The organism is Arthrobacter sp. ISL-30, assembly GCF_018613855.1.
Lineage (GTDB): Bacteria > Actinomycetota > Actinomycetes > Actinomycetales > Micrococcaceae > Arthrobacter.
Window position 1 is genome coordinate 1 of the sequence record NZ_JAGGPK010000046.1, and the last position, 23659, is coordinate 23659.

The 23659-nt window shown below is 64.0% G+C and carries 23 protein-coding genes and 2 pseudogenes; 11 read left to right on the forward strand and 14 right to left on the reverse strand.

All coding sequences use genetic code 11. The features are described 5' to 3' along the window. Window positions 1-313: pseudogene (locus J7E82_RS17115) on the forward strand (acetyl-coenzyme A synthetase); the annotation flags it as partial. A gap of 103 nt (window positions 314-416) precedes the next feature. Next, a complete protein-coding gene (locus J7E82_RS17120) occupies window positions 417-1199 on the forward strand; it encodes a DeoR/GlpR family DNA-binding transcription regulator (RefSeq protein WP_214864802.1) in 783 nt (260 codons plus the stop codon). Between the two features lie 26 nt (window positions 1200-1225). Here J7E82_RS17120 and J7E82_RS17125 read toward each other — a convergent pair whose 3' ends face one another. Next, complete coding sequence (locus tag J7E82_RS17125) at window positions 1226-2245, reverse strand: LacI family DNA-binding transcriptional regulator (protein WP_214864804.1); 1020 nt, start codon at window positions 2243-2245, stop codon at window positions 1226-1228. A 27-nt stretch (window positions 2246-2272) separates the two neighbouring features. Then, a complete protein-coding gene (locus tag J7E82_RS17130; protein WP_214864807.1) occupies window positions 2273-3475 on the reverse strand; it encodes a Gfo/Idh/MocA family protein in 1203 nt (400 codons plus the stop codon). Between the two features lie 198 nt (window positions 3476-3673). On the opposite strand from J7E82_RS17130, the gene J7E82_RS17135 reads away from it, so the two are divergent. The 5 genes from J7E82_RS17135 to J7E82_RS17155 all read left to right on the forward strand — a co-directional run bounded on the left by J7E82_RS17135 (window position 3674) and on the right by J7E82_RS17155 (window position 9838). Then, complete coding sequence (locus tag J7E82_RS17135) at window positions 3674-4627, forward strand: carbohydrate ABC transporter permease (protein ID WP_214864809.1); 954 nt, start codon at window positions 3674-3676, stop codon at window positions 4625-4627. 13 nt (window positions 4628-4640) lie between these two features. Next, a complete protein-coding gene (locus tag J7E82_RS17140) occupies window positions 4641-5606 on the forward strand; it encodes a carbohydrate ABC transporter permease (protein ID WP_251042052.1) in 966 nt (321 codons plus the stop codon). A gap of 53 nt (window positions 5607-5659) precedes the next feature. Beyond that, window positions 5660-7003 carry a sugar ABC transporter substrate-binding protein gene (locus J7E82_RS17145; protein ID WP_214864811.1) on the forward strand — a complete coding sequence of 448 codons (1344 nt, stop codon included), beginning with the start codon at window positions 5660-5662 and terminating at the stop codon, window positions 7001-7003. A gap of 181 nt (window positions 7004-7184) precedes the next feature. After that, window positions 7185-9392 carry an alpha-galactosidase gene (locus J7E82_RS17150; RefSeq protein ID WP_214864813.1) on the forward strand — a complete coding sequence of 736 codons (2208 nt, stop codon included), beginning with the start codon at window positions 7185-7187 and terminating at the stop codon, window positions 9390-9392. A 125-nt stretch (window positions 9393-9517) separates the two neighbouring features. After that, window positions 9518-9838, forward strand: coding sequence for a hypothetical protein (locus tag J7E82_RS17155; protein ID WP_214864815.1), 321 nt, complete (start codon window positions 9518-9520; stop codon window positions 9836-9838). 49 nt (window positions 9839-9887) lie between these two features. On the opposite strand, the gene J7E82_RS17160 is transcribed toward J7E82_RS17155, so the two are convergent. From J7E82_RS17160 to J7E82_RS17185, 7 genes and pseudogenes are all read right to left on the reverse strand, one after another. Then, window positions 9888-11093, reverse strand: coding sequence for a glycerate kinase (locus J7E82_RS17160; protein ID WP_214864817.1), 1206 nt, complete (start codon window positions 11091-11093; stop codon window positions 9888-9890). Between the two features lie 37 nt (window positions 11094-11130). Continuing rightward, window positions 11131-12642, reverse strand: coding sequence for an SLC13 family permease (locus J7E82_RS17165; RefSeq protein ID WP_214864819.1), 1512 nt, complete (start codon window positions 12640-12642; stop codon window positions 11131-11133). Beyond that, the gene (locus J7E82_RS17170) at window positions 12639-13298 is read right to left on the reverse strand and encodes a response regulator transcription factor (RefSeq protein WP_214864821.1); all 660 of its coding nucleotides are present in this window, start codon (window positions 13296-13298) and stop codon (window positions 12639-12641) included. The genes J7E82_RS17165 and J7E82_RS17170 overlap by 4 nt, the downstream gene beginning before the upstream one ends. Next, the gene (locus tag J7E82_RS21365; RefSeq protein WP_374223635.1) at window positions 13295-13573 is read right to left on the reverse strand and encodes an ATP-binding protein; all 279 of its coding nucleotides are present in this window, start codon (window positions 13571-13573) and stop codon (window positions 13295-13297) included. Before J7E82_RS21365 ends, J7E82_RS17170 begins: the two co-directional genes overlap by 4 nt. Next, a pseudogene (locus tag J7E82_RS17175) lies at window positions 13504-14193 on the reverse strand (sensor histidine kinase); the annotation flags it as partial. The pseudogene J7E82_RS17175 and the gene J7E82_RS21365, both read right to left, overlap by 70 nt. Window positions 14194-14201: 8 nt before the next feature. Next, on the reverse strand, window positions 14202-14924 hold the full coding sequence (locus J7E82_RS17180; protein WP_214864825.1) for a hypothetical protein: 723 nt from the start codon (window positions 14922-14924) through the stop codon (window positions 14202-14204). 86 nt (window positions 14925-15010) lie between these two features. Further along, window positions 15011-15430, reverse strand: coding sequence for a hypothetical protein (locus J7E82_RS17185; RefSeq protein WP_214864827.1), 420 nt, complete (start codon window positions 15428-15430; stop codon window positions 15011-15013). Window positions 15431-15616: 186 nt separating this feature from the next. Between J7E82_RS17185 and aroQ the strand changes: the two genes are divergently transcribed. Continuing rightward, the gene (aroQ, locus tag J7E82_RS17190; RefSeq protein ID WP_214864869.1) at window positions 15617-16090 is read left to right on the forward strand and encodes a type II 3-dehydroquinate dehydratase; all 474 of its coding nucleotides are present in this window, start codon (window positions 15617-15619) and stop codon (window positions 16088-16090) included. Between the two features lie 30 nt (window positions 16091-16120). On the opposite strand, the gene J7E82_RS17195 is transcribed toward aroQ, so the two are convergent. Then, window positions 16121-17305 (reverse strand): MarP family serine protease, encoded by a 1185-nt coding sequence (locus J7E82_RS17195; protein WP_214864829.1) that lies wholly within the window; start codon window positions 17303-17305, stop codon window positions 16121-16123. A 271-nt stretch (window positions 17306-17576) separates the two neighbouring features. Here J7E82_RS17195 and J7E82_RS17200 point away from each other — a divergent pair, with 271 nt between their 5' ends. After that, window positions 17577-18254, forward strand: coding sequence for a Crp/Fnr family transcriptional regulator (locus tag J7E82_RS17200; RefSeq protein ID WP_013602309.1), 678 nt, complete (start codon window positions 17577-17579; stop codon window positions 18252-18254). Window positions 18255-18431: 177 nt separating this feature from the next. Here J7E82_RS17200 and J7E82_RS17205 read toward each other — a convergent pair whose 3' ends face one another. From J7E82_RS17205 to J7E82_RS17220, 4 genes are read right to left on the reverse strand one after another with little or no spacing between them, the layout of a single operon-like run. Next, a complete protein-coding gene (locus J7E82_RS17205) occupies window positions 18432-18644 on the reverse strand; it encodes a hypothetical protein (protein ID WP_214864831.1) in 213 nt (70 codons plus the stop codon). A gap of 8 nt (window positions 18645-18652) precedes the next feature. Further along, the gene (locus J7E82_RS17210; protein WP_214864833.1) at window positions 18653-19564 is read right to left on the reverse strand and encodes an NUDIX hydrolase; all 912 of its coding nucleotides are present in this window, start codon (window positions 19562-19564) and stop codon (window positions 18653-18655) included. Between the two features lie 16 nt (window positions 19565-19580). Beyond that, on the reverse strand, window positions 19581-20135 hold the full coding sequence (locus J7E82_RS17215) for a RidA family protein (RefSeq protein WP_214864835.1): 555 nt from the start codon (window positions 20133-20135) through the stop codon (window positions 19581-19583). Between the two features lie 2 nt (window positions 20136-20137). Then, entirely contained in the window at window positions 20138-20293 is a 156-nt protein-coding gene (locus J7E82_RS17220; protein ID WP_214864837.1) for a DUF4177 domain-containing protein, read from the reverse strand. 37 nt (window positions 20294-20330) lie between these two features. Here J7E82_RS17220 and J7E82_RS17225 point away from each other — a divergent pair, with 37 nt between their 5' ends. Together J7E82_RS17225 and J7E82_RS17230 are read left to right on the forward strand one after the other, a co-directional pair. Then, window positions 20331-22622 carry a transglycosylase domain-containing protein gene (locus J7E82_RS17225; RefSeq protein ID WP_214864839.1) on the forward strand — a complete coding sequence of 764 codons (2292 nt, stop codon included), beginning with the start codon at window positions 20331-20333 and terminating at the stop codon, window positions 22620-22622. Between the two features lie 6 nt (window positions 22623-22628). Continuing rightward, entirely contained in the window at window positions 22629-23591 is a 963-nt protein-coding gene (locus J7E82_RS17230; protein ID WP_214864841.1) for a metallophosphoesterase, read from the forward strand. The last annotated feature ends 68 nt before the right edge of the window (window positions 23592-23659 follow it).

A 23659-nucleotide genomic window follows, 5' to 3' on the forward strand; every position in this document is an offset into this window, starting at 1 on the left:
CGAAGCCGCCGTCGTGGGCGCCGAAGACGAGACCACGGGCCAGGCCGTCGTCGCGTTTGTGATCCTGCGCGGGGACGCTAGCAACAAGGGCGACGAGACCGTGCAGGAGCTGAAGAACCACGTGGGCAAGGAAATCGGCCCCATCGCCAAACCCAAGCACATCCTCGTAGTGCCGGAACTGCCCAAGACCCGCTCCGGCAAGATCATGCGCCGCCTCCTCAAGGACGTCGCCGAAGGCCGCGAAGTCGGCGACGCCACCACCCTGTCCGACCCCACAATCATGCAGGAGATCGCCAACTCACTCAGGAAGTAGGCAGCTGCGGGTCTGACTTGCGGGTCTCGCTCCTGGATCCAGCACGGGTAGACCATGATGGACTAGGGTGCACAGAGCCCCCGCTGCCGCCGAAAGGATCCTCATGCTCCCCGCCGCACGTCACCAGGCCATCGTGGATGCAGTCCAGCGTGATCGGGTTGTCCGCGTGTCCGACCTGGCACAGCAGCTGGGCGTGTCCCATATGACAGTGCGTCGGGACATCGAGATGCTCGAGGAAAGCGGTCGTGTGGAGCGCATCCACGGTGGCGCCAAGCTGCCCGGGGACACCGCCTCCCATGAGCCGGGCTTCGAGCTGAAGTCCACGCAGCTGCAGGCGGAGAAGCAGGCAATCGCAGTTGAAGCGGCCGCCCTGGTGCATGAAGGAATGGCGGTGGGCCTCAGCGCAGGGACCACAACGTGGGCGCTGGCTAAGGAACTGGCAAAGGGGGCAGGCATCACGGTGGTCACGAACTCCATTCGCATCGCTGACTTGTTCCACCGCTCGGCGGGCGCCGGCCACCCCGGCTCAACGGTGATCCTGATTGGCGGCGAGCGCACGCCGTCGGACGCCCTGGTTGGGCCTATCGCGACGGCGGCGCTCAAGCAACTGCATCTGGACGTGCTCTTCCTGGGCGTCCACGGCATGGATGCCGATGCCGGCTTCACGACCCCCAACCTGCTCGAGGCCGAAACTGATCGCGCCTTTGTGGCAGCAGCCCGCAAGCTGGTGATCGTGGCCGACCATACCAAATGGGGCACCCAGGGCATGAGCACCATCGCAGCCCTCGAAGAGGCCGACGAGGTCATCAGCGACGGCGGGCTCAGCGAGGAGGCCCGGCGCGTCCTTCAGGAAAGCGGAAGCCGGCTACGGATCGCTGAAGTCTAGCTGCGGTGCGGGGTCAAGGGCAGCAGTTAGGGGCAGCCGCATGACTGCCTGACCAGCAGCCGCGTCGGGAAGACCCGATGCCGGGGAGGCTCGCCACGGTCGGCTCCCACGAGCGCGCGCACCGCTGCTTCAGCCATCTCGCGCACCGGCTGTTCCACCGTGGTCAGCGGGGGCCAGGAGTATTCGGCTTCGACCGAACCGTCGAAGGAGGTTACCGCGATGTCCCCCGGAACGGACAGCCCCGCCTCATGGAGGGCGCGCAGGAGACCAACTGCCTGCAAGTCGGAACTCGCGAAGATGGCTGAGGGTCGTTGCGCTGACGCCAGGAGTCGTTTTCCCGCTGCATAGCCGCCCTCCCGGGTAAAGGCACTGCGGGCAATGGGACCCTCGGGCAGCCCTGCGTCGGCCAGCGCCTTCAGCCAGCCCTGTTCACGGCCGTCAGCTTCATCGCCCGTGGTGGTACCCATGGCCAGGCCGATGTTTTTGTGGCCATGCGAGGCCAGGTGCTCCACGGCGATACGGGCACCTTCCACGAGGTCCACCCCCATGCTCGTGACCTCGGCCTGGCTATCGCTGTGGCTGAGCAGGACCGATGGAATTTCCGCTGACTCGAGGTCCACGAGGTCCGGTTCGAAGACGACGCTTGCCAGGACAACGCCGTCCACCTGCCGGGCCGCCAGGTTGCGGATATTCCGCCGTTCCTTGGCGAGGTTGCCCGCCGAGTTGGTCAACAGCAGCGCGTAGCCGAGCTCGGCGGCCGCGTCTTCCACAGCGTGGGCCAGCAAGGAATAGAACGGGTTGGTGTTGTCCGGAACCACCAGCCCGATAGTCTCGCTCGACCCCAGCTTCAGGGCCCTTGCGGCAGCGTTGGGACGGTAACCCAGCACTCGGATAGCGTCCTGGACCTTGGCTTCGGTAGCAGGTGCGACCTTCTTGGGACCACCGTTGACCACATAGCTGACGACCGCGGTGCTCACGCCGGCGTAGCGGGCGACGTCCTTGCGCGTCACTGGCCCGCGGGAGGCGGAGGCTGGCTGGGTGGTCATGGCATCATGCTAGCGACAAAGCCTGCGCTACAACCAAGCCGGGGCATCGCCGAAGTCGCGGATGGGCAGGCGTTCCCCACCGCGTTGGGCGGACTCGTGGGCCACGATTCCGGGCAGCGTGAACCGTGCGGCAACCCAGGCGTTCACGGGCGGAATAGTGCCGCTGTTCACCGCGGTGACGAAGTCGTCAACGAGGAACTGATGGCTTCCTTCGTGTCCATTAGGTGCACCACGGAATTCTTCGGGCAGCCTGCTTGGATCGTGGACCGGAGCCAGGCCCGAGATGAAAGCATCGCGGAGCTCCGGCGCCACGTTGGCGAGGGAGGGGTCGTCGGCCGACATGCTGGGACGGGTCTGCATTTGCTCCGAGATGTCCAGGACATCCTGCTTGTCCTGCCACAGTGTGGTGGTGGCGAGCTGTTCAAAGCTTGCCTCCGTCCCAAAGAACCGGAACCGCGACTCGCGAAGGTGGGAGGGGTAGCCCACGCGGCGCATCTCGTTGGTCCGCATGACGCCGCCGTCGCTAAGTTCGAACAACGCGGTGGCGTTGGAGAAGTCGTTGCCGAACATGCTGACGTTCCGGTCGAAGACGCCGTCGTTCCTGTCATCCTTGACACCCACGCAGCTGACGCTGACGGCATGCGCAGGCACGGCACCCAGCACTCCCCCGATCGCGTGCGTGGGGTACAGCATGGGCGGGTAGCTGGCGGTTGCCTTCCAGTTTTCTCCGCCGCTGAACTTGTAGGCGTCGTAAAAGCCGAGGTCCATGTCGTGGACGTAATCTCCCTCGGCATAGAAGATCCGACCAAACCTGCCGGCAGCATGCTGGCTGCGGGCGTAGACAGTAGCCGGGTTGTAATAGCTGGTCTCCCCCATGGCGTAGACAAGTCCGGTTTCGCGGACCGCCTCGATGATGCGCGCGATCTCGTCCTCGGAAACAGCCATGGGCACCGCGGAGTACACGTGCTTGCCGGCGCGCAATGCACGCTCCACCAAGGGACCGTGGGTCCAGCGCTGGGTGAAGATGGCGACGGCGTCGACGTCGGACGCCAGCGACTCGTCGAAACTCGCCATGGTGCCGTCCAGGCGGAACTGTTCGCATGCCGTGGTTGCCCGTTCAGTCAGCTCGTCGACCGCGTAGACGGCACTGACGCCGGGGTGCAGCTTGAAGAGGTGCGCGAATTGCACCCCGAACTGGCCCATGCCCAGCACTCCGATTGAAAACGCCATTGTTCATTCCTTCCGGAAGTCATTCCTGCTCTGATCCTTGAGTCGATTCAGTGTTCCATGCTAAATCTACTCGAGTCAATCGTTCTCAAAGGTGAGGCTTTATTCCATTGATTTTACAGAGAAAACGTCTTGCACATCAAAATCTACTCGTGTAGATTCGGGGAAGTTGTAATCCACATCACAGCGGAGGGATCAAGGATGACCACCACCACCGCCCGCGGCGCCGTACCGGCCCGCAAGGCGCCGCGAGGAGCAGAAGGAACTGCATCTCGCGGCTGGCGCCGCAACCACGGAGACCTGAAGGTCGCCCTGTTCTTCATTGCCCCGGCCATGATCGGCTTTATCGCCTTCTTCCTGGTGCCCACGCTTCGCGGTATTTACCTGAGCTTTACGGAGTACAGCATCCTTGGAGATCCGGAATGGATCGGGGCCAAGAACTACGAGGCCATCGCGAAGGATCCGCTGTTCTGGAATGCCCTGGCCGTAACCTGCCAGTACGTCCTCATCAACATCGCCCTCCAGACGGCACTGGCACTCGGACTGGCGCTGCTGATGCAGAGGGTCGCCAAATCCACCCTGATCCGCGGAACGCTGCTCCTGCCGTACCTCATGGCCAACGTCATCGCAGCACTCCTCTGGTTCTGGCTGCTCGACTACCAGATCGGCATTGTAAACTACCTGATCGAGGGCCTGGGACTGCCCCGCGTCGCCTTCTTCGGCAGCGAGCAATGGGCCATTCCCACCCAGGCGCTCATCAACACCTGGCGCCACATGGGCTATACAGCCCTACTGATCTTCGCCGGCCTCCAGGCGATTCCCAACCACGTGTATGAAGTGGCCAACCTCGACGGCGCCTCCCCAACCCAGACTTTCTGGAAGATCACCATGCCACTGCTGCGTCCCGTGCTTGTCCTGGTCCTCATCGTTACGGTCATCGGCTCATTCCAGGTCTTCGACACGGTCGCCGTGACCACCCAGGGCGGTCCCGTCAACGCCAGCCGCGTCCTGCAGTTCTACATCTACCAGCGGGCCTTCACCGAGTCGGACTTCGGCTACGGCTCAGCACTTGCCGTCATCCTCTTCGTCATCCTCGCCCTGGTGGCCTTCATCCAGATGAAGTTCCTCCGCGGCAACGAGTCGGACCTGGACTAAGGAGACCACTACCATGAGTACCTCCACCCCTTCCCGCCGCTCCGGCGAGGCCGCAATCCAAGGGTCCCGTGCCGCCGTCGGCAGTCCGATCCGCCGAAACCGCAAGCCCTTCAACTGGCGCCGCGCCGGAGCCTGGGCGCTCGTCATCGTCGCGATCGCCGTGTCCGTGCTTCCCTTCTATTGGGTCCTGCGCACGTCCCTCTCAACCAACAATGCGTTGGCGGCCAACGCCACCAACCTGCTGCCGGCAGACTTCAACCTCGGCGCCTACAAGCGGGTCTTTGGACTCCAGACGGCGGAGGAAGCCGTTGCTGAGGGTGGCTCCGGCGCGCAGATCGACTTCTGGGGCTACCTGCGCAACTCGGTTCTCTTCTCCTCCATCACCACTGCCGGAGCCGTGTTCTTCAGCGCCATGGCCGCCTATGCCTTCGCCCGACTGCGCTGGCGGGGCCGGAACGCCGTCTTCAGCCTGTTCCTGGCAACCATGATGGTGCCGCCGATCTTCACGGCGCTGCCCAACTTCCTGTTCATCAAGAACCTCGGCCTGCTCAACACCATGCTCGGCCTGGTCCTGCCGTACGTCTTCATGACCCCGTTCGCCATCTTCTTCCTGCGCCAGTTCTTCCTGAACATGTCCCGTGAGGTCGAGGAAGCGGCCATGCTGGACGGCGCCAAGCACCTGCGCATCTTCTTCCAGATCGTGCTCCCCAACGCGGCAGCACCCATCGCCACCTTGGCGCTGCTCACCTTCATCGGGCAGTGGAACGAATACTTCTGGCCCCTCCTGGTCGGCCAGGACGAAAGCGTCCGCGTCCTCACGGTGGGCCTGGGTGTGTTCAAATCCCAGTCCCCGCAGGGCGCCCCCGACTGGTCCGGCCTCATGGCCGCAACCCTTGTCTCAGCCCTGCCCGTCCTCATCCTGTTCATCGCCTTCGGCAAGAAGATCGTGAACTCCATCGGCTTCTCCGGCATCAAATAGAAACTTCTTCCGAATCCCCAATATCCGCACCATCACCTTCCGAAAGGCCCGTCATGAAGAAAACTATCGGCGTCGCCGCTGCCGCCGCAGCCATCGCCCTCACCCTCTCCGCCTGCGGGGGCGGGGGAGCCAGCACCAGCACTGAAGCCAAGGGCGAAATCAACTACTGGCTCTGGGACGCCAACCAGCTGCCCGCCTATAAGCAGTGCGCCGACGACTTCACGAAGGCAAACCCGGACATCACCGTGAAGATCACCCAGCGGGGCTGGGACGACTACTGGAGCACACTCACCAACGGCTTCGTCGCCGGCACAGCCCCCGACGTATTCACCAACCACCTTGCCAAGTACCCGGAATACGCCAAGAAAAAGCAACTCCTGGCCCTGAATGACGCCGTCGAAAAGGACAACATTGACCTTTCCCAGTACAACGAGGGCCTCGCTGACCTCTGGGTCGATGAAGACGGAAAGCGCTACGGCCTCCCCAAGGACTGGGACACCATCGCGCTGTTCTACAACAAGAAAATGGCCGCCGACGCCGGCATCACCGAAGAGCAGATGAAGAACCTGACCTGGAACCCGCAGGACGGCGGCAGCTACGAAAAGGCCATCGCCCATCTCACTGTGGACCAGAACGGCAAGCGCGGTGACGAGGCAGGCTTCGACAAGAACAACGTAGCTGTCTACGGCCTGGGCCTGGAAAACTCCGGTTCCGGCCAGGGTCAGACCCAGTGGAGCTTCCTGTCCGCGACCACCGGCTGGACCCACAGTGACAAGAACCCTTGGGGCAAGAAGTTCAACTACGATGACCCCAAGTTCCAGGACACCATCAAGTGGTGGGCCAGGCTCGCGGAGAAGGGCTACATGCCCAAGCTCGAAACCACTGTGGGCGCGAGCGTCGCGGACAACTTTGCCGCCGGCAAGGCTGCCATCAACAGCAATGGGTCGTGGATGATCGGCCAGTACACCGGTTACAAGGGCGTGGAAGTCGGGATCGCGCCGACGCCTGTAGGCCCCAACGGCAAGCGCGCCTCCATGTTCAACGGCCTGGCCGATTCAATCTGGGCGGGCACCAAGAATCCTGCTGCCGCCACCAAGTGGGTTGAGTACCTTGGTTCTGCAGCCTGCCAGGACGTCGTGGCCGGGAAGGCCGTGGTCTTCCCCGCGATCAAGAGCTCCGCGGAAAAGGCTACGGAGGCTTTCAAGGGCAAGGGCATCGACGTCTCCCCCTTTGCGCAGCACGTCAAGGATGAAACCACCGTCCTGGTCCCCATTACGGACAACGCGGCCAAGGTTGAGGGCATCATGGAGCCGGCCATGGACGCCGTCGTCTCCGGCAAGCAGCCCGCCAGCTCCCTGACCCAGGCCAACGAACAGGTCAACGGCCTGTTCAAGTAGGGCCTGCTCCCGGTAGGACCTGCCCAAGCCGGACAAACCCTCCCTTGCGAAACGGCTCCGGGTGCCCCGACCTTCTCGGGGCACCCGGCCCCCTTTCAACCCAAGTCTTAACCCGCTTCTAACTCTGCAGGCGGCCTCCAGGCCGTCCTGCCGCACCAACCTCCCGAAAGAGAGAACCGCCATGGACCCCCTCCACCTCCGTTCCGCCGGAACTAGCCTGGTGATCAGCTTTGACAGCGGAGAGGCCGAGGTCATCCACTGGGGCGCCGACCTTGGCGACTCCCTTCCGGACCTCGCCATCCTCGTCGAGCCCATCCCGCCCTCGTCCATCGATGGCACTGTTCCCGCCGGTCTCCTGCCGCAGGCCTCCTCCGGCTGGCGCGGCCGCCCCGCCCTGCGCGGCCACCGGATCATCGACGGCGTTCCCGGCCTCGACTTCTCCCCCCGCCTGCGCGTCGTCACCATCACCGCCGGGCACAACTCCGCCGTCATCGTCCAGTCCGATACCGAAGCCGGCATCACGGTCGAATCATCCCTAACGCTGCACATGGGCGGCCTCCTGGAATTGCGGCACACAGTCGCCAACGACGGCGCCACGCCGTACCAGCTCGACGAACTGGCAACTGTCCTCCCGGTGGCACCGGACGCCGTCGAACTCCTGGACCTGACCGGCCGCTGGGCCCGGGAAGACCATCCCCAGCGCCGCTCAATCCAGCAGGGAACTTGGGTCAGGACCGGCCGGCACGGACGGACAGGACACGATTCCTCCCTGTTGTTTGCCGCCGGCACGGCAGGCTTCGGCAATCGTCACGGCAAGGTCTGGGCCACCCACCTGGCCTGGAGCGGCAACCACGAGCAGTTCGCTGACACCATTGGCGATGGCCGCACGATGATCGGCGGCTCCGAACTTCTGGGTCCCGCCGAGGTCATCCTCGAGCCCGGCGGCACATACGCCACACCTTCCCTCTTCGCCGCCTACTCGGACAGTGGACTGGACGGCATCAGCAAGGCCTTCTACAGCTGGTTCCGGTCCCGCCCACACCATGTGCTTCCCGCCCAGTCCGCCAACGGCGGTGCCGGCAAGGCCCGCCCGGTAGTGCTGAACACCTGGGAAGCCGTCTACTTCGACCACAACCTCGCCTCCCTGATCGAGCTCGCGGACTCCGCGGCTGAGCTTGGCGTGGAGCGTTTTGTTCTTGACGATGGCTGGTTCCGCGGCCGCCGCGATGACCGAGCCGGGCTCGGCGACTGGTACGTGGACGAATCCCTCTGGCCCGACGGGCTGACGCCGCTAATCGAAGCCGTCACGTCGAACGGTATGGAATTTGGCCTGTGGGTTGAGCCGGAGATGGTCAACCTCGACTCGGACATCGCACGCGCTCACCCCGAATGGATCGTTGGTCCTTCCTCCGAGTCCCACAAGGACGGCGGCCGGCTGCCCCTTGAATGGCGGAACCAGCACATCATCGACCTCGTCAATCCGGAGGCCTGGCAGTACATCTTCGACCGCATCGATGCACTCCTGCGCGGCAACAACATCAGCTACCTCAAGTGGGACCAGAACCGCGACCTCCTAGAGCACGGCCACGCCGGCCGCTCCTCAGTGCACCAGCAGACCCTCGCCGCCTACCGTTTGTTCGACGCGCTCCGCGAGGCGCACCCCGGCGTCGAGATCGAATCCTGCTCGTCCGGTGGTGCCCGAGTGGACCTCGGTATTCTCGAGCGTACGGACCGGATCTGGGCCTCGGACTGCAACGACGCCTTGGAACGGCAGACCATCCAACGCTGGACCGGCCTGGTAGTGCCGCCGGAGCTCGTGGGCGGGCACATCGGCCCCACCACTTCGCACACCACCGCCCGCACCCACGACCTCTCCTTCCGGGCCATTACTTCACTCTTCGGCCACTTCGGCATGGAGTGGGATGTGCGTGACGTGCAGGGTGCAGAACGGGAGGAGCTCAAGCGCTTCATCGCTCTCTACAAGGAGCACCGGGACCTGATCCACAGCGGCCGCATGGTGCGCGCCGACGTCGCCGACGACTCGCTGATGCTGCACGGCGTAGTGGCCGACGGCGGTGTCCCCGACGGCGGCGTCCCGGCCGGTACGACGGCGGCGCTGTTCACCCTGGTCAGCACCCGAACGTCCTTCGCGGAGCAGCCAGGGCGGATTACCATCCCCGGACTGGATCCGGAGCTGAACTATCGGGTGGAGGCCATCTTCCCCGCTCCCGGCGATGCCGACTACGTGCACACGTTCACCCAGACCCGGCCGCCCGCCTGGCTGGAATCAGGGGCGGAAGCCAATGGCCGCTTCCTCGCCGAAGTCGGCCTGCCGATGCCGATCCTCAACCCGGAGCACGCGTTGTTGTTGCGCTTCACGGTGGCCTAGAGCAACCCTAGAGGGGCTGCCGCTTGGGCGGCAGCCCCATTATGGTGCAGTCCCCTTACGAGCGTGGGGATGGTGAACGTACGCTGAGGTATATAGGGTCCTCTTCCAACACTCGGGAGTATGCCGTGGACACTGAATTCGCCGAGGTCGCCGGGCATGATGTCACCACCATTACGTGCCTGTGCGGCAATACCGTCAGCAACGAGGGCCTCATCCAGGCCAATTCAGAAGGCATCCCGATCCATGCCGGCGACCCCCCGGTACCAGCCGGGCTGGCCGCCTGGCCGGAGGACGAGGACCTTTACACACTGTGTCCTTCATGCGGCCGCGTATATCGCGATTCCATCATCGAGGAGACTGGAACAGCACCGGTGGCGTTCAAGGTGGACGTGGCAGCGGGACCAATTGCCGAGGCCATCCGGCTTCACTGGGAGCTGAGCTCCTAAGTCCCGCACCTCGGGCAGGGCGTCCCGCATCGTCACGGCGGGCTGCAGCTCAGGCCGCGCTTCCCAGCCGCGCAGATATCGCCGAACCCAATAGCAGCACGCGGAATGTACGCTCCGTGGCTTCCGTCAGGAGCGTGGCCCCCTCGGCGACCGCCCGGTCCAGGTTCATGGGGATAGGGATGATGCCGGCGATCGCGTCGATGCCCGCAGAATGCACGTCCTGGGCGTCCTTGCCTATAGAACCGGCAAGGGCCAGGACGGGAACACCCGCCGCCTGCGCGCGTTTGGCGATTTCCGCCGGAACCTTGCCCCGCGGCGTTTGGAAGTCAATGGCGCCCTCCGCCGTGACCACCAGGTCCGCCTCAGCAATGCATGCATCCAAGTCCACGCCCGCCAGTCCCGAATCCAACAGCAGCTCAAAGCGCGGCACCAGGTTTGCCCCTATCGCTGCCAGTCCGGCACCGAGGCCGCCGGAGGCACCGGTTCCCGGCCCCGTCCGAAGATAGCCCTCCGGCCTGCCCGACGCCGCGGCCAGCACTCCAGCCCAGCGGTCGAAGCCGAGCGAGAGGATCTCGACCTGCTTTTCCGTAGCCCCTTTCTGCGGCCCAAACACCCGCGCCACACCCTGCGGACCACAGAGTATGTTGAAGGGGTTGAGAGCCAAGTCAATGGTGCAACCCACCAGCCGCGAGTCCAGTCCACTGAAGTCGACGGCGGCAACTTCGGCGAGTGCGGCCCCGCCTTCTTCCAGCTCTGATCCGCCCGACCCGAAGACATGCGCCCCCAGTGCACGCAGGGCGCCGGCTCCGCCGTCGGATGTCCCGGAATCCCCGCAGCCCACAATGATGCGCTCGGCTCCCTCGTCCAGGGCGGCGAGGATCAGCTCCCCGACACCGCGAGTCGTCGTTCGGCCGGGATCCCGGCTGTCCTTCGGGACCAGGCGCAGGCCTGCAGCAGCCGCCATCTCAACTACCGCCGTCGGTGTTCCCACCCGTCCAAGCATGGCGAAATGGGAATCGACCGGGGCTCCCATGGGTCCGGTAACCCGGCGGCGCAGGATTCTCCCGCCGGTGGCTGCCGCGAGCGCGACGGCGGTTCCCTCACCGCCGTCGGCCATGGGCACCGAGGTGACGTGGACACCTGGGATCACCCGCCGGATTCCCGATGCAATCGCTGCCGCCACCTCCACGGCGTCGAGGCTTTCCTTGAATCCCGACGGAGCTACCAGGATGCGTTGCGGAATGGACATAACCATTGGATCCACCTTTGCGAGTGAAATTAGTTCGAGGTTGTTAGGGCGAGGTCAAGAGCGGAAGGCCCATGGCCGGCCAGACGAAGAAGCTGAAGAGCAGGACGAGGACGGCGTTCAGCGGCCCGAGCCAGGAGGAGAGCCGGAGGAGGTCCCGCGGTTCGTAATTGGCACGACCATCGATTTCCGCGAAGAGGGCCACAGGTTTGGCCGAACTTGTCAGCGTGTGGCAAAAGCCGGCGGCCGCAGTTGAGGCAAAAGCCGCCGCCACGGCATCAACCCCCATGGTGCCCGCCGACGCCACCACGATGGGAATCAGGACGGCGGAGCGGGCTGAACGCGACTGGATCACGAGGTGGGCCGCGGTGGAGATCGCCACCACCAGGACGAACACCACCGGCTTGGCGGCACCGAGCACTTCTACCGGCGCCAGCAGCGAGGCCGCCAGCCAGTAGGCCGCTCCCGAGGTCACCAGGCTGGAGCCGAGGGCCAACGTGGCCGCCATAAAGATCAGCATGGACCACGGCACCTTTTTCAGGGCCGCCCCCAGCTTGACCGAGCCGTAATACGGCGAGGAAACCACGAGGGCACCGATTAATGCCACGAGGGCCGGTTCCAGTCCGTGGATCGGCTCGGTGCACCACAGGGCCACCACCGCGCCGAGCAAGAGCAGGGACCTGTGCTCGTCAAGGTCAAGAGGGCCTCGCAGCCGGGTCGTTGACTGCTCCTGCAATTCGGTTATGCCTATACGCAGTCCCGCCGTCCGCTCGCCCGGGCTGGTGAAGAGCCTGAGCACCAGCTCGGTCGCCAGGCCGGATGAGACGAGTGCCAGCGGCAGGCCCAGGAGAAGCCATGACGCAAAGTCAAAGCCGCGGAAGCCAGCGGACTCGAGCACTTGGCTGGTGATCAAGTGTGCCCCGGCACCGAGGAAGGAACTGACCGCCGACAGCAGGATGATCGTCGGGAACAGGACGGAGAGCATCTTGACGACGCAAGGGCGGTCCCGGAGCGCGCCACCCAGGGCCAGGAAGATGGGGAGGGCTAGTGCCGCACGACCCGACGTCGCGGGGATGGCGAACGCGGTGACGATCAGTCCCAGGGAGGTCAGGTGTGCCAGTTGGCGCACGCTGCGGGCGCCGGTGATGACAAACGCGGCGCCGCGGGCGGCCAGGCCCGTGGAGGCTACAGCGCCCGCTATGACGAACGCGGCCATGAGGAGCCAGATCGATTCTTCGCCCAGCGCGTGGAAGGGGTCCTGGGTGGGCAACGAGCCACTGATAACCAGTGCGACGGCGGCGCCCAGGGCGACGTAGGTGTCCTCCACTTTCGTGAAAATCCAGAACCAGATCGCACCGATGAAGATACACAGCGTCATGGCCGCGTGGCCACTGAGGCCTTGCCCGTTGACAGCGTTGATCGTCAGGAGGCCCATGAAGGCGAGGGCAACCAGCAGGGAAACCGCCTGGGCGACAGAAGCGAACCCGAGGATCCGTGGTCCTGTTTCCTCCTTGGGAAGAATCGTCCGTGGATGCGATTCGAAGTACACGGTTTTCATCTCAGCCGATACCCCGCGCCGCGGACGGTTTCCAGCCTCTCGGCTCCGATCTTGCCCCGCAGGGCCCGCACATAGACATCCACCACGTTGGACGCGGGGTCGAAGTCCAGGTTCCAGGCATGGGAAATCAGCTGCTCCCGGGTGAGGACCTGGCCGGGATGCCGCAGGAAGACCTCCAGGAGGGAGAATTCCCTCGCCGTCAGGTCCGCGACGGTATCCCCTCGCCGCACGCGTCGGCTGCGCAGATCCAGTTCGAGGTCTTCGTGTCTTAGTGCACGAATCATGCCAGGTTCACCGTCGTCCTGGAGTCGGAGGCGAATGCGGGCCAGCAGTTCCGCGAACTGGAATGGCTTGGTCATATAGTCGTTTGCCCCGCTTTCCAGTCCATGGACGGTATCCGAAACCGAATCATTCGCCGTCAGGACAATAACCGGGGTCTTCGATCCTTCACCGCGCAGCTGTGCCAATACTTCAAAGCCGTTCAACGTGGGCAGGCCGATGTCCAGGACGACCATGTCGAACTCACCGGAGCGCGCCAGCAGGAGGGCGCTCGCGCCGTCGTCGACCACCAGGCATTGGTAGGCCGCAGCCACCAGCCCCTTTTCTATGAAATCGGCAATGCGCGAATCGTCCTCGGCCACCAGGATGCGGCTCATGGGTAGTCCTTCCTTGGCTCTTCGGCGGGCTCGTCAGGGGACACCGGCTGCTCGTCAGGTGCTGGAATCGTCAGCCCAAAAGTGGCACCTTCGCCCGCCTTGCTGCATACCCAGGCTGTTCCTTGATGCGCTTCAGCAATGCTGCCGACAATGGCAAGGCCCAGGCCGGCGCCGGGGCGGATCGGGATGCCCGAGCAGCCTCGCCCCGATGGAAGCGCCCAAAGATCATGGCGGCTTCCTCTTCCGTGACGCCGATTCCCTTGTCTGCGACCCAGATGGAGAACGTTCGTCCCGCCCCGGTTCCGTTGAAGGCCGAGCCCAGCGAGACCGTTGATTCTTCAGCCGAGTACTGACAGGCGTTGGTAGCGAGTTGCAGAACGGCCTGGGTGATGCGCTGCGGGTCCAGGAGGACATTTCCTTCCGCGATCTCCAGGATCGGCCAGCCGCGCGGTCTGAGGGTTTGTGCCTTGGCTTCGATGTCCAGGAGAAGGGAGGCGGCGTCGGTTTCCTGCAACCTGGTGAAGCCTGGCCTGTCCACTTTTGCGAGCAGCAGGAGATCGGTGACGATCCGCCCCATCCTGGCCAGTTCGTCATCAACCAGGGAAAGCGTCCGCTGCCGGTCCTTCGGGTTGTCCTCCATGAGTTCCAGGTGCCCCCTGATGACCGTGATGGGCGTCCGGAGCTCGTGGGATGCGTCGTCCACAAAGGCTCTCTGCGTTCGATAGGCGACCTCCAGCCGATCAAGCATCGTGTTGAAGGTCACGGCGAGTGCCGAGATATCATCATTCCCCTGTACGGGTACACGGGCAGTGAGGTCGTTTTCGGATATATCGTCGGCCACCCGGCGGACCTCTCTAACTGGACGCAGGATCTGGCCCGCAACCAGCCAGGCCATTCCGGCCGTTATTGCAAGCCCCCCAAAGAGACACAGAAAATGATGAGCGTAGTGCTGGCTGCCTCGGCCACCAGGGGCGCCATATAGAAGCCCACGATCAGGTGCCCGGTTTCCTGCCCCGAAACCACCGGCAGCCGCGCCCAGTGCAGTTCCCCGCCACTGGTCTGGGAGATCCCTGACGCAGCAGTCCCACTCCCAATGGCCTCGATCAACTGCCTGTCCTGTGGAAGCTGATGGCTTATGGAGCCCGAACTGAGGGCGCCGGTGGGAGTGTAGAGGACTCGTCCGCCCACGCTTCCCAAGATGACCTCGTCTTCAGCCGCGGATTGCCGGCTCAGATAGATTTCCAGCATCTTTTCGATCGAGGTGAATGGCTTGGCTGTCGTGGGGTCCACCCCTTCCGCCGAGAAAGCCCTGAATTCCCGCAGTTCCTGGGCAATGGCCTCATGGGCCTCCGCCCTGGCTTGATTCATCATGAGGGACCTCACGGTGAGCAGCACCGCCAAAAGCGTCAGAGCTGTCGTGAAAAGGATCCAACCAGCGATCCGCCAGCGGGCGGGGATCGGGGATCCCAGCCGGCGCGAGGCGCCCGAGTGGTCAGCAGACTCCTTCTTATCGGGCTTATCGGGAGTCCGTGGCTCGTAGGAGGTCTGTGCTTCGTAGCTGGTCTGTGCTTCGTCGGCGGTCTGCGCCTTGTCGGTGGTTTGTGCCTCGTAGCTGGTCCTGGTCATGTCAGCCTTTCCGCTTGCCCCTGCCGCGGCGGTGGATGGTGCTGGTGCACCGCTTGCGGGCGATGCCTGAACTGGTGCCGGTGCCACTAGTCATCTCCATAATCGACGTCGTCATCATCTATGACCACGGGGGGCGCCACGGGCGCCGGAGTGGGGGCGGGATTGTTTGCCGGCGGAACAACGGGAGCGGGAGGCGCAGGTTCCAAGGACGCAGGAGGCGGTTGCCCGCCGGGATCTGCAGTGCCTGGATCTGCAGTGCCTGGATCTGCGGCTCCGGGATCAGGAGCCCCGGGATCAGGAGCGTCTGGCTGCGACGGCATTGGGCTCGGCGTCGGAGTGGGCTCCAGTGCCGGGACAGGGCGTGAGCCGGGGCCGTTGAGCTCCACAGGCCGGGGGTCTTCGGCTGGAGGCCCCGACGGAGCCGCCAGGAGGCTCCCGCCCAGTGCAAGCAGGACCGGAATCACAAGGACGGCAGCCATCAGCGCCACCCGTTTCAGCATCTGCATGGACCCATCGTGTCAGGAGCTCATGAAGGGCCTATGAAAGGAGAGTGAAAAAATCTTCATGACCACCAGGCGCGCGTCGATGAGGCTCCGAGCGGAAGATGATGCCCGCCCATCGCCTAGAGTTGGGGCATGAATCACGACAGTCCGACGCCCGCGGAAAACAGTCAGGCAGCAGCCCGGAGCACTATGGAAGCCGCACCTGAGGCCCCTAACGACCCCTCAACTGACCGCGGCACCATCCTCATTGTCAACGGCCCCAACCTGAACCTGCTGGGCACCCGCGAACCCGAAAAATACGGAACCTCCACTTTGGCTGACGTTGAGCAACTAGCGATGGCAGCGGCCGGAACCCATGGCTTCACTGTGGACTGCGTGCAGTCCAACCACGAGGGCGACCTTCTGGATGCCATCCACGCCGCACGCACGTCCGCCGTCGGAATCGTGATCAACGCCGGTGCTTTCACCCACACTTCCGTTGCACTTCGCGATGCCTTGGCCGCAGTGCAGCTTCCCGCCGTCGAGGTCCACATCACCAATGTGCACCAGCGCGAGGAGTTCAGGCACCACTCCTACCTGTCGCCGGTTTGCACAGCCGTAATTGTGGGCGCGGGGGTGCAGGGTTACAAGTTGGCTATCGACTACCTCGCCACGGCGCTCTGATTCTTCTGCCCGCTACTTCCTGTGCACTGGCTACTTCCTGGTGCACTGGCCCGGGGACACGGCGTCGCCCAGGGAGGCAGCCTGGCTGGCGACCGGAGCGAGGTCTTGCATAGTCAGGGCAAAGCCGAAGGCGGCGTCGGACGTGGTTTTCGCGAAGATGACACCCGCAACCTGACCCTCGGTGGTGAGGAGGGGGCCGCCCGAGTTGCCGGGCTGGACGTCGCCAGCCAGCCGATAGACGTCCGCCGGTGACGGGTTGTTCCCGTAGATATCCGGCACAAGGACCGTGGTGATGTCCTGGACGGTGGCCGGCTTGGACTGGAAGGGGCCGCCGTGCGGGTATCCCGCGAACGCCGCCGGGCTCCCGGCCGGCAGGTCAGGACCGAGCGGCAGCGGGGCGGTCGCCAGGCCGTCGACGGCGATGACGGCAAGGTCGCGTTGGCTGTCGAAGTACACAACACGACCGGGAAGTGCACTGCCATCGGGAATTTCCACCACCGGCTGGGGCACACCTGCCACCACGTGGGCGTTAGTGACCACGCGCTCAGGCGACACCACGAAGCCTGATCCGGTCTGGTTCTGTCCGCACTGGTAGGCAGTACCGGCGATCCTCAGGACGGACCGGGCCGCGTTGTTGAGCGCGGGAGTATCAGTGCTGGCGTTGGGGACCGGAAGGGGATTTGCGGGAGCCAGGCCTTCAATGAGCTTGGGAATTCCGTTGCCGATCACCGTGGAGCGCAGTTGTGCCATGGTGGCTTTGACGGGATTCGGCGTCAGTCCATCGATGAAGCGGATGACCTTGGACTCGGCAAGCTGCTGCGAAACGAACGGCACACCAAGCGAGCTGATGCTGAAGGCGAGCATCGACATGACCAGCGCCGTCACCACAACGCTCACAAGCCCGCCAATGATGCGGTCTACGGCGTGCAGGGGCTTGATCCGAACGGCGCTGCGAACCCTTCGACCCAGCATGGTCCCCACGCCATGGCCCAGGATTATGAGCACGACGGCGGAGCCCACTATCGCTGTGAGGCGCCAGCCGCTATCCTCCACCCAGTCACTGACCAGCGGGACAGCCACGAATGCGGCGATGGCCCCTGCGGCAAACCCGGCGATGCCACCCACCGTGACCAGGAAACCGCTCCGAAGCCCATAGAACAAATAGGAAAGCAGCGTCAATATCAACGCAAGATCCAGGACGGTCAAGCCGAACACCAATGCTCCTCACAGCCGTGTAGGTCCCAATTCTAGTTCGGGAGTCTGACAGTAAGCTGCCAAGCGGCAGCGCGGACGCCACCCGTTGCCATGTCCGCGGGTACCGTTCAGATGGGGTCCAATCCGGTCGCCATCCCGTCAATATCCCGTCAATATCCCTTCAAAACGGCGTGACTTCGCGCGTTTCAGGTGCCAAGTACGTCACAGAAGCGCGAAAGTTCTGAAACAATGGCTGAAGCGCCACAGCCGACACATTTACTCAGGAGATTTCATGGACATCGAGGTATTGCGCCGCGCACCCCTCTTCGCCACCCTTGACGACGACGCCTTCCGCCTGCTGACGGACGAGCTCACGGAGGTGGATCTTTCCCGCGGAGCCTCGGTATTCCGCGAAGGCGACCAGGGTGATCAGCTCTACTTCATCGTTTCCGGCAAGGTAAAGCTTGGGCGCACCTCCCCCGACGGCCGTGAATCCCTCCTGGCCATCCTCGGCCCGGGCGAACTCTTCGGTGAGATGGCCCTGTTCGACCCCAGCCCCCGCACCGCTACGGCCACGGCCGTGTCCGAGACCCGCCTGGCCGGCCTGAAGAACGAAAGCCTCAACACGCTGCTCCGCACGCGCCCCGAGGTTTCCGCCCAGTTGCTGCAGGCCCTCGCCCGTCGCCTGCGCCGCACCAACGACTCCCTGTCGGACCTCGTTTTCTCGGATGTCCCGGGCCGCGTCGCCAAGGCCCTGCTGGACCTCGCCGACCGCTTCGGCCGCCCGGCAACCGACGGCGTCCTTGTCGCCCACGAGCTGACGCAGGAAGAACTGGCCCAGCTGGTCGGCGCTTCCCGTGAAACGGTGAACAAGGCACTGGCAGAGTTCGTGCAGCGAGGCTGGCTACGCCTGGAAGCCCGCGCAGTGGTGATCCTGGACATGCAGCGCCTTCGCCAGCGCTCCCGCTAATAACAAAAACACAAGCAAAAAAGTGCCGCCCCGGAAACACCGGGGCGGCATTTTTGTGACCAATTATCTGAGCGAGCATCGAAGAAGAACGCCCAAGACGTGAGCGAGCGTCACAGAGAACGCCCAAAAGGTGAGAGAGCGTCACAGAAAAGAGCGCGAGAAGTGAGAGACCGTCACCTAAAGCCGGGCGGCGGTCTTCGCGAAGGAGCGCATCGCGGTCGAAAGCGTCGCGAAGGTCGCCCAGCGACCGCAGCGGTGCACTTCGATCGTGTCTAAGCGACGGCGAAGGCCGTCGTCCGGCGAACCCAACCACGGCGAACAGCGACGGCGAAGGCCGTCGTCCGGCGAACGCAACCACGGCAAACAACGGATCTCGACGAGCTCGATCACCGGCGAACTCAGCGTTCCCGCTGCGGCTCCCCCGCGATGGTCCGGGCTGCCTCGACTTCGAGCATCAGTGCGCCATCTTCTTCGACCAGTTTGGGCTGGTACACATGCGGCGTGCGCTTGTAGCTCAGGTAAGCGATGCAGCCGTTTGCGGCTGCCATCTTTTCAAGCATGATCTCGGTCCCCGGAACCAGCAGTTGGCCGAGCGTGCGGCCGACGGTCTCCTCCTGGCCCACCTCGTCCCCCAGTGCCGTGGTGTCGCGTTCCTCGATGAGCTTGGCGGGGGAAACCCAGCGACCCCACACGCCCTTGCTTGCGAGGATGGACGGCTCCTGGTTGACCGGCACGGTGGCGGCAAAGTACCGGGTGTTAAAGCGGCGGTGCGCGAAATCCGGGCTGAGCCAGTTGACCAGGGGCTTGAGGAGGTCGGTCCGCAGCTTGAGTCCGCGCTTGGCGAGGACGTCCGTAAACGACTTCTCCTGCTCCGCAACGGCCTCGCGTATCTTCATCCATTCAACCGTGGACGTCGCCTCCACAGTCGAGGACAGGTCACGGCCGGCGAGGAGGACTCCGGTCTCTTCGAAGAGTTCGCGGATGGCGCCCACAATGTGGCGGCGCGCGAGCCCGACGTCGGACATGCCCATCCATTCCGCCCAATGCTGCGGCGACGGACCCAGCCAGCCGACGGCGTCATCGTCGCTGGTTTGCAACGAGCCGCCGGGAAACGCCACGACTCCCAGCGGCGAGGAACCGGCGCGGTAGCCCATCCACGTTTCCAGGCCGGCGGGCGAATCGCGGAGCAGGATAATGGAAGAGGCGTAATTTGCGGCTCGGGGGGTCGGTTCACCGAGTTTCAACCAGTTTCGTGCCGCCCCCTCAAGGTCGGGGGGCAACACAAACAGGCGTCGGGCTAGCTGTGGCACGGTGGTGTTCGGGTCCTTAGCTGAATTCGGCGATCAGCTCGACCTCTACGGGAGAGTCGAGCGGCAGCACTGAAACGCCGACGGCGGAGCGGGCGTGCTGCCCCGCGTCACCAAAGACGCGGCCGAGAAGTTCGGAGGCGCCGTTGATGACTGCAGGCTGTCCCGTGAAGGAAGGATCGGAGGATACGAAACCGACTACCTTCACGATGCGGGTGATGCGGTCGAGGTCTCCGATAACGCTCTTGACTGCGGCCAGGGCGTTGACGGCGCACACGGCCGCGTACTGCTTGGCGTCCTCGGGGGCCACTGTGGGTTCGTCGGAGTGGCCTTCGTCTCCTGTGGATACCTTGCCCGTAGCTTCGAGTTTGCCGTTAATAAATGGCAGCTGGCCCGAAGTGTAGACGTGGCTGCCGGATACGATCGCGGGCACGTAAGCGGCCACCGGCGGGCTCACTTGCGGGAGCGTGATGCCCAGCTCGGCAAGGCGCTGCTCGACGGCGGACGTGGGGACTTCGGCGCCGGCGGATGCGTTCGTTTCCGCTGATGGCGTGGTTTCTGCGGGGGTGCTCATTGTTACCGCTTCTCCCTCTTGAGGTAGGCTACAAGGCCGTTTCCGTCGGGCCCCGGGACGACCTGGACGAGCTCCCACCCGTCGTCTCCCCACTGGTCCAAAATCTGCTTTGTGGCGTGAATAATGAGCGGAATCGTCGCGTACTCCCATTTGGTCATGAGAGAAAGACTAGTCCTTGCCGGTAAAGTGGAAAACATGGCGACTCGTAAGAACCCCTTATTCGACACTGCCACAACCCTCGGAAAGATCTTCGGATTCCTGGGTGTGAGCGCGGTCTGCGGCGTCCTCGTGGCGGGCCTGCTGGTCCCCGCGGCCGCCGTTTCCGGCAGTACTGCCAGCGGTTCGATCCAGTTCTTTGACACCCTCCCGGCCGAGTTGCAGGTGGACCCGCCCAGCCAGTCCACCACGATCCTGGCCGCGGACGGCAGCCGAATCGCCACGCTCTTCGCGGAGAACCGCACCCGTGTTCCCCTGGAGCAGATGAGCCCCTTTATCAAGGAAGCGGTGATTGCTGTCGAGGACAGCCGCTTCTACGATCACGGCGGCATCGACACAACGGGCATTATGCGCGCCATCGTCAGCACGGCACGGGGTAACAAGCAGGGTGCCTCAACCATCACACAGCAGTACGTGAACAACGTCATCAACGAGTCCCTCGTCGCCGAAGGCAAGGATGCAGACGTCAAGCTCAACGGCGTCAACAAGGGCGTAGGCGACAAGCTGCGCGAGATGAAGCTGGCCATCGCTTTGGAGAAGAAGTTCTCCAAGGAGCAGATCCTTGAGGGCTACCTCAATATCGTCTTCTTCAACCGCGACGCCTACGGCATCGAAGCCGCCTCGAAGTTCTTCTTCAGCACCACGGCCAAGGACCTCACCCTTCCGCAGGCCGCCCTGCTGGCGGGCGTCGTGAACAGCCCTTCCTTCTACGATCCGATCAGCAACCCGGATAACGCAAAGCAGCGCCGCGACCTGGTGCTGAAACTGATGCTCCAGCAAGGAAAGATCGCGCAGGCCGACTACGACGCCGCCGTCGCCACACCCGTGGAAACCAAAGTCACTCCCGCCCGCCAGGGTTGTGCCTACGCCTCCACGGCACCGTACTTCTGCGACTACGTCCTGCACCTGCTCCTGAACAACCCCGCCTACGGCGCCGACGCCGCAGAGCGTGAAAAGAAGATCTTCCGTGGTGGCCTGACCATCACCACCACGCTGGACCCCAGCGCCCAGAACATAGCGCAGCAGCAGGTTGATGCCTCGGCCGGAGCCAATCCGGACAAGTGGGGCGCCTCCGTAGTCTCCGTCCAGCCGAATACGGGCAAGATCATTTCGATGGCACAAAACACGGTCTGGCTGCCCGCCGACGGAAAGTTCGACAGCAACATCAACTTCGCCGTGGACAAGCTGGACGAAAACGGCAACGACCTCAATGGCCTGGGTGGCGCCCAGCCAGGATCAACCATGAAGCCATTCACTTTTGCCGAATGGCTCAACGAGGGCAAGTCCATGAACACCGTGGTCAACGGCGCCGTGCGGCGTTATCCGTTGAACTTCCAATGGCGGAACACCTGCGGCGTTGTGACGGGCGGCTACAACACAGCAGAAAAGGGCCTCGGAGCCGCAGATGACCTGCAGAACGCCGAAGAAGGCTACTACCGGCCCATGACGGTCCTGCAGGGTCTGTTCAACTCGATCAACACAGTGACGTTCGCCTCGGCCGCCCAGCTGGATTTCTGTGGAATCCAGAAAATGGTGGACGCCGTGGGCCTTCACCAGGGCTTGCCCCAGACAGACTCCTCGGGCAAGGTCATCGAGGCTCATCCAAAGATCGACATGTCCACCCTGGCCAACCTTCTCGGGTCTACCCAGACGTCACCGCTGACCATGGCAAGCGCCTTCGCAACCTTCGCGAATGACGGCAAGTTCTGCGAGCCGATCGCCATCACCTCGGTTACCGACCACACCGGAGCCCAGCTTCCCGCACAGTCCTCCAGCTGCCGGGACGCCGTCAAACCCGAGGTGGCCCGCGGCGTGAACTACGCGCTCCAGGAAGTGCTCAACCAGGGATCCGGTTCGCTGATCCAGCCGCGGATCTCCACCCGGACCAACTTCCCGATTGGCGCGAAGACCGGTACCTCCAACAACAACGGTTCCACGTGGGTTGTTGGCCACACCACCGGCCTGGCCACGGCAGCGTGGTTCGGTGACCCGCTGGGCACCCAGCTGCGTCCCGGCCAGAACATCACGGTCAACGGCAAGTTCTACAGGGGCATCGACGGTTACATGATCGCCGGTCCCATGTTCTCGAACTACATGGCGAGCGTTGCGCCCGCCTATGGCACCAACCCGTTCCCCGCCCCGCCGTCGAACATGCTGGGCGGTGCACCGGCACCTCGCAACACCACTCCGTCCTCACCGGCAACCGCCAACCCGGCCCCCGCACCGTCCAACCCAGGCGGCGGCAACAACAACAGCGACAAGAAGGACTAAGCCTCAGTGCTCGCTCCTAACGTCCTGGCCCGCCGCGCCCGAACCTTCGGGCGCGGCTTTGCCGTAACAGCAGCAGCCGGCGCGGTGACAGGACTCGCCGCGGCAGCCTATGGCCTGTGGGAGAAGAACCAATTCGTGCTGCGGGAAGAGGCGCTGCCTATCCTTCCCTCCGGGTCCTCGCCTTTCCGGGTGCTGCACCTCAGCGATATCCACTTTGTCCCGGGTCAGGACAAGAAAGCCAAATGGCTGCATTCGCTGGCGGGCCTGAAACCGGACCTGGTGGTCAATACCGGTGACAACCTTAGCCATCCGAAGGCGATTGACCCCCTCCTTTCGGCACTCAGTCCGCTGCTGAAATTCCCCGGGGTCTTTGTCCCCGGTTCCAACGACTACTACGCTCCGCGCCTTAAGAACCCGGCGAGATATTTGCTGGGACCCTCGAAGGTAGAGAAACGAGAGCTGGAACTGGACTGGCCCCGGCTGCGCACGGGTTTCGGCTCGGAGGGCTGGATCGACCTGACCAACCGGCACCAGTCGCTTGCCCTGAACGGCCTTCGGTTCGACTTTTCCGGAGTGGACGATCCCCACCTGAACCGGGAGCGGTATGCCGGCTGGCCGCGGGGAACCGCAGGCCAGGACTCAAAACCACACCTGAAAGTCGCGCTCATCCATGCCCCTTACCAGCGGGTACTGGACCACTTCACAGATAACTCAGCGGACCTGATCCTGGCCGGGCATACCCATGGCGGGCAGATCTGCATCCCCGGCTTTGGAGCCGTGGTGGCCAACTGCGATCTCCCGACGTGGCGGGCCAAGGGCCTGCATGACTGGCAGAACAATGGGAGGACGACGCCGGTCAACGTCTCAGGCGGGATCGGGACCTCGCGCTTCGCCCCGATCCGGATCGCCTGCCGACCGGAGGCTGTACTGCTGACGCTGACCCCGCAGGCTCAGTCGCAAGACTCGTAAGGCCCCCGACGACGGCTCCCACGTTACCTTTACCCACGGTGGAATGGCTGCCATTACACACCGCAATC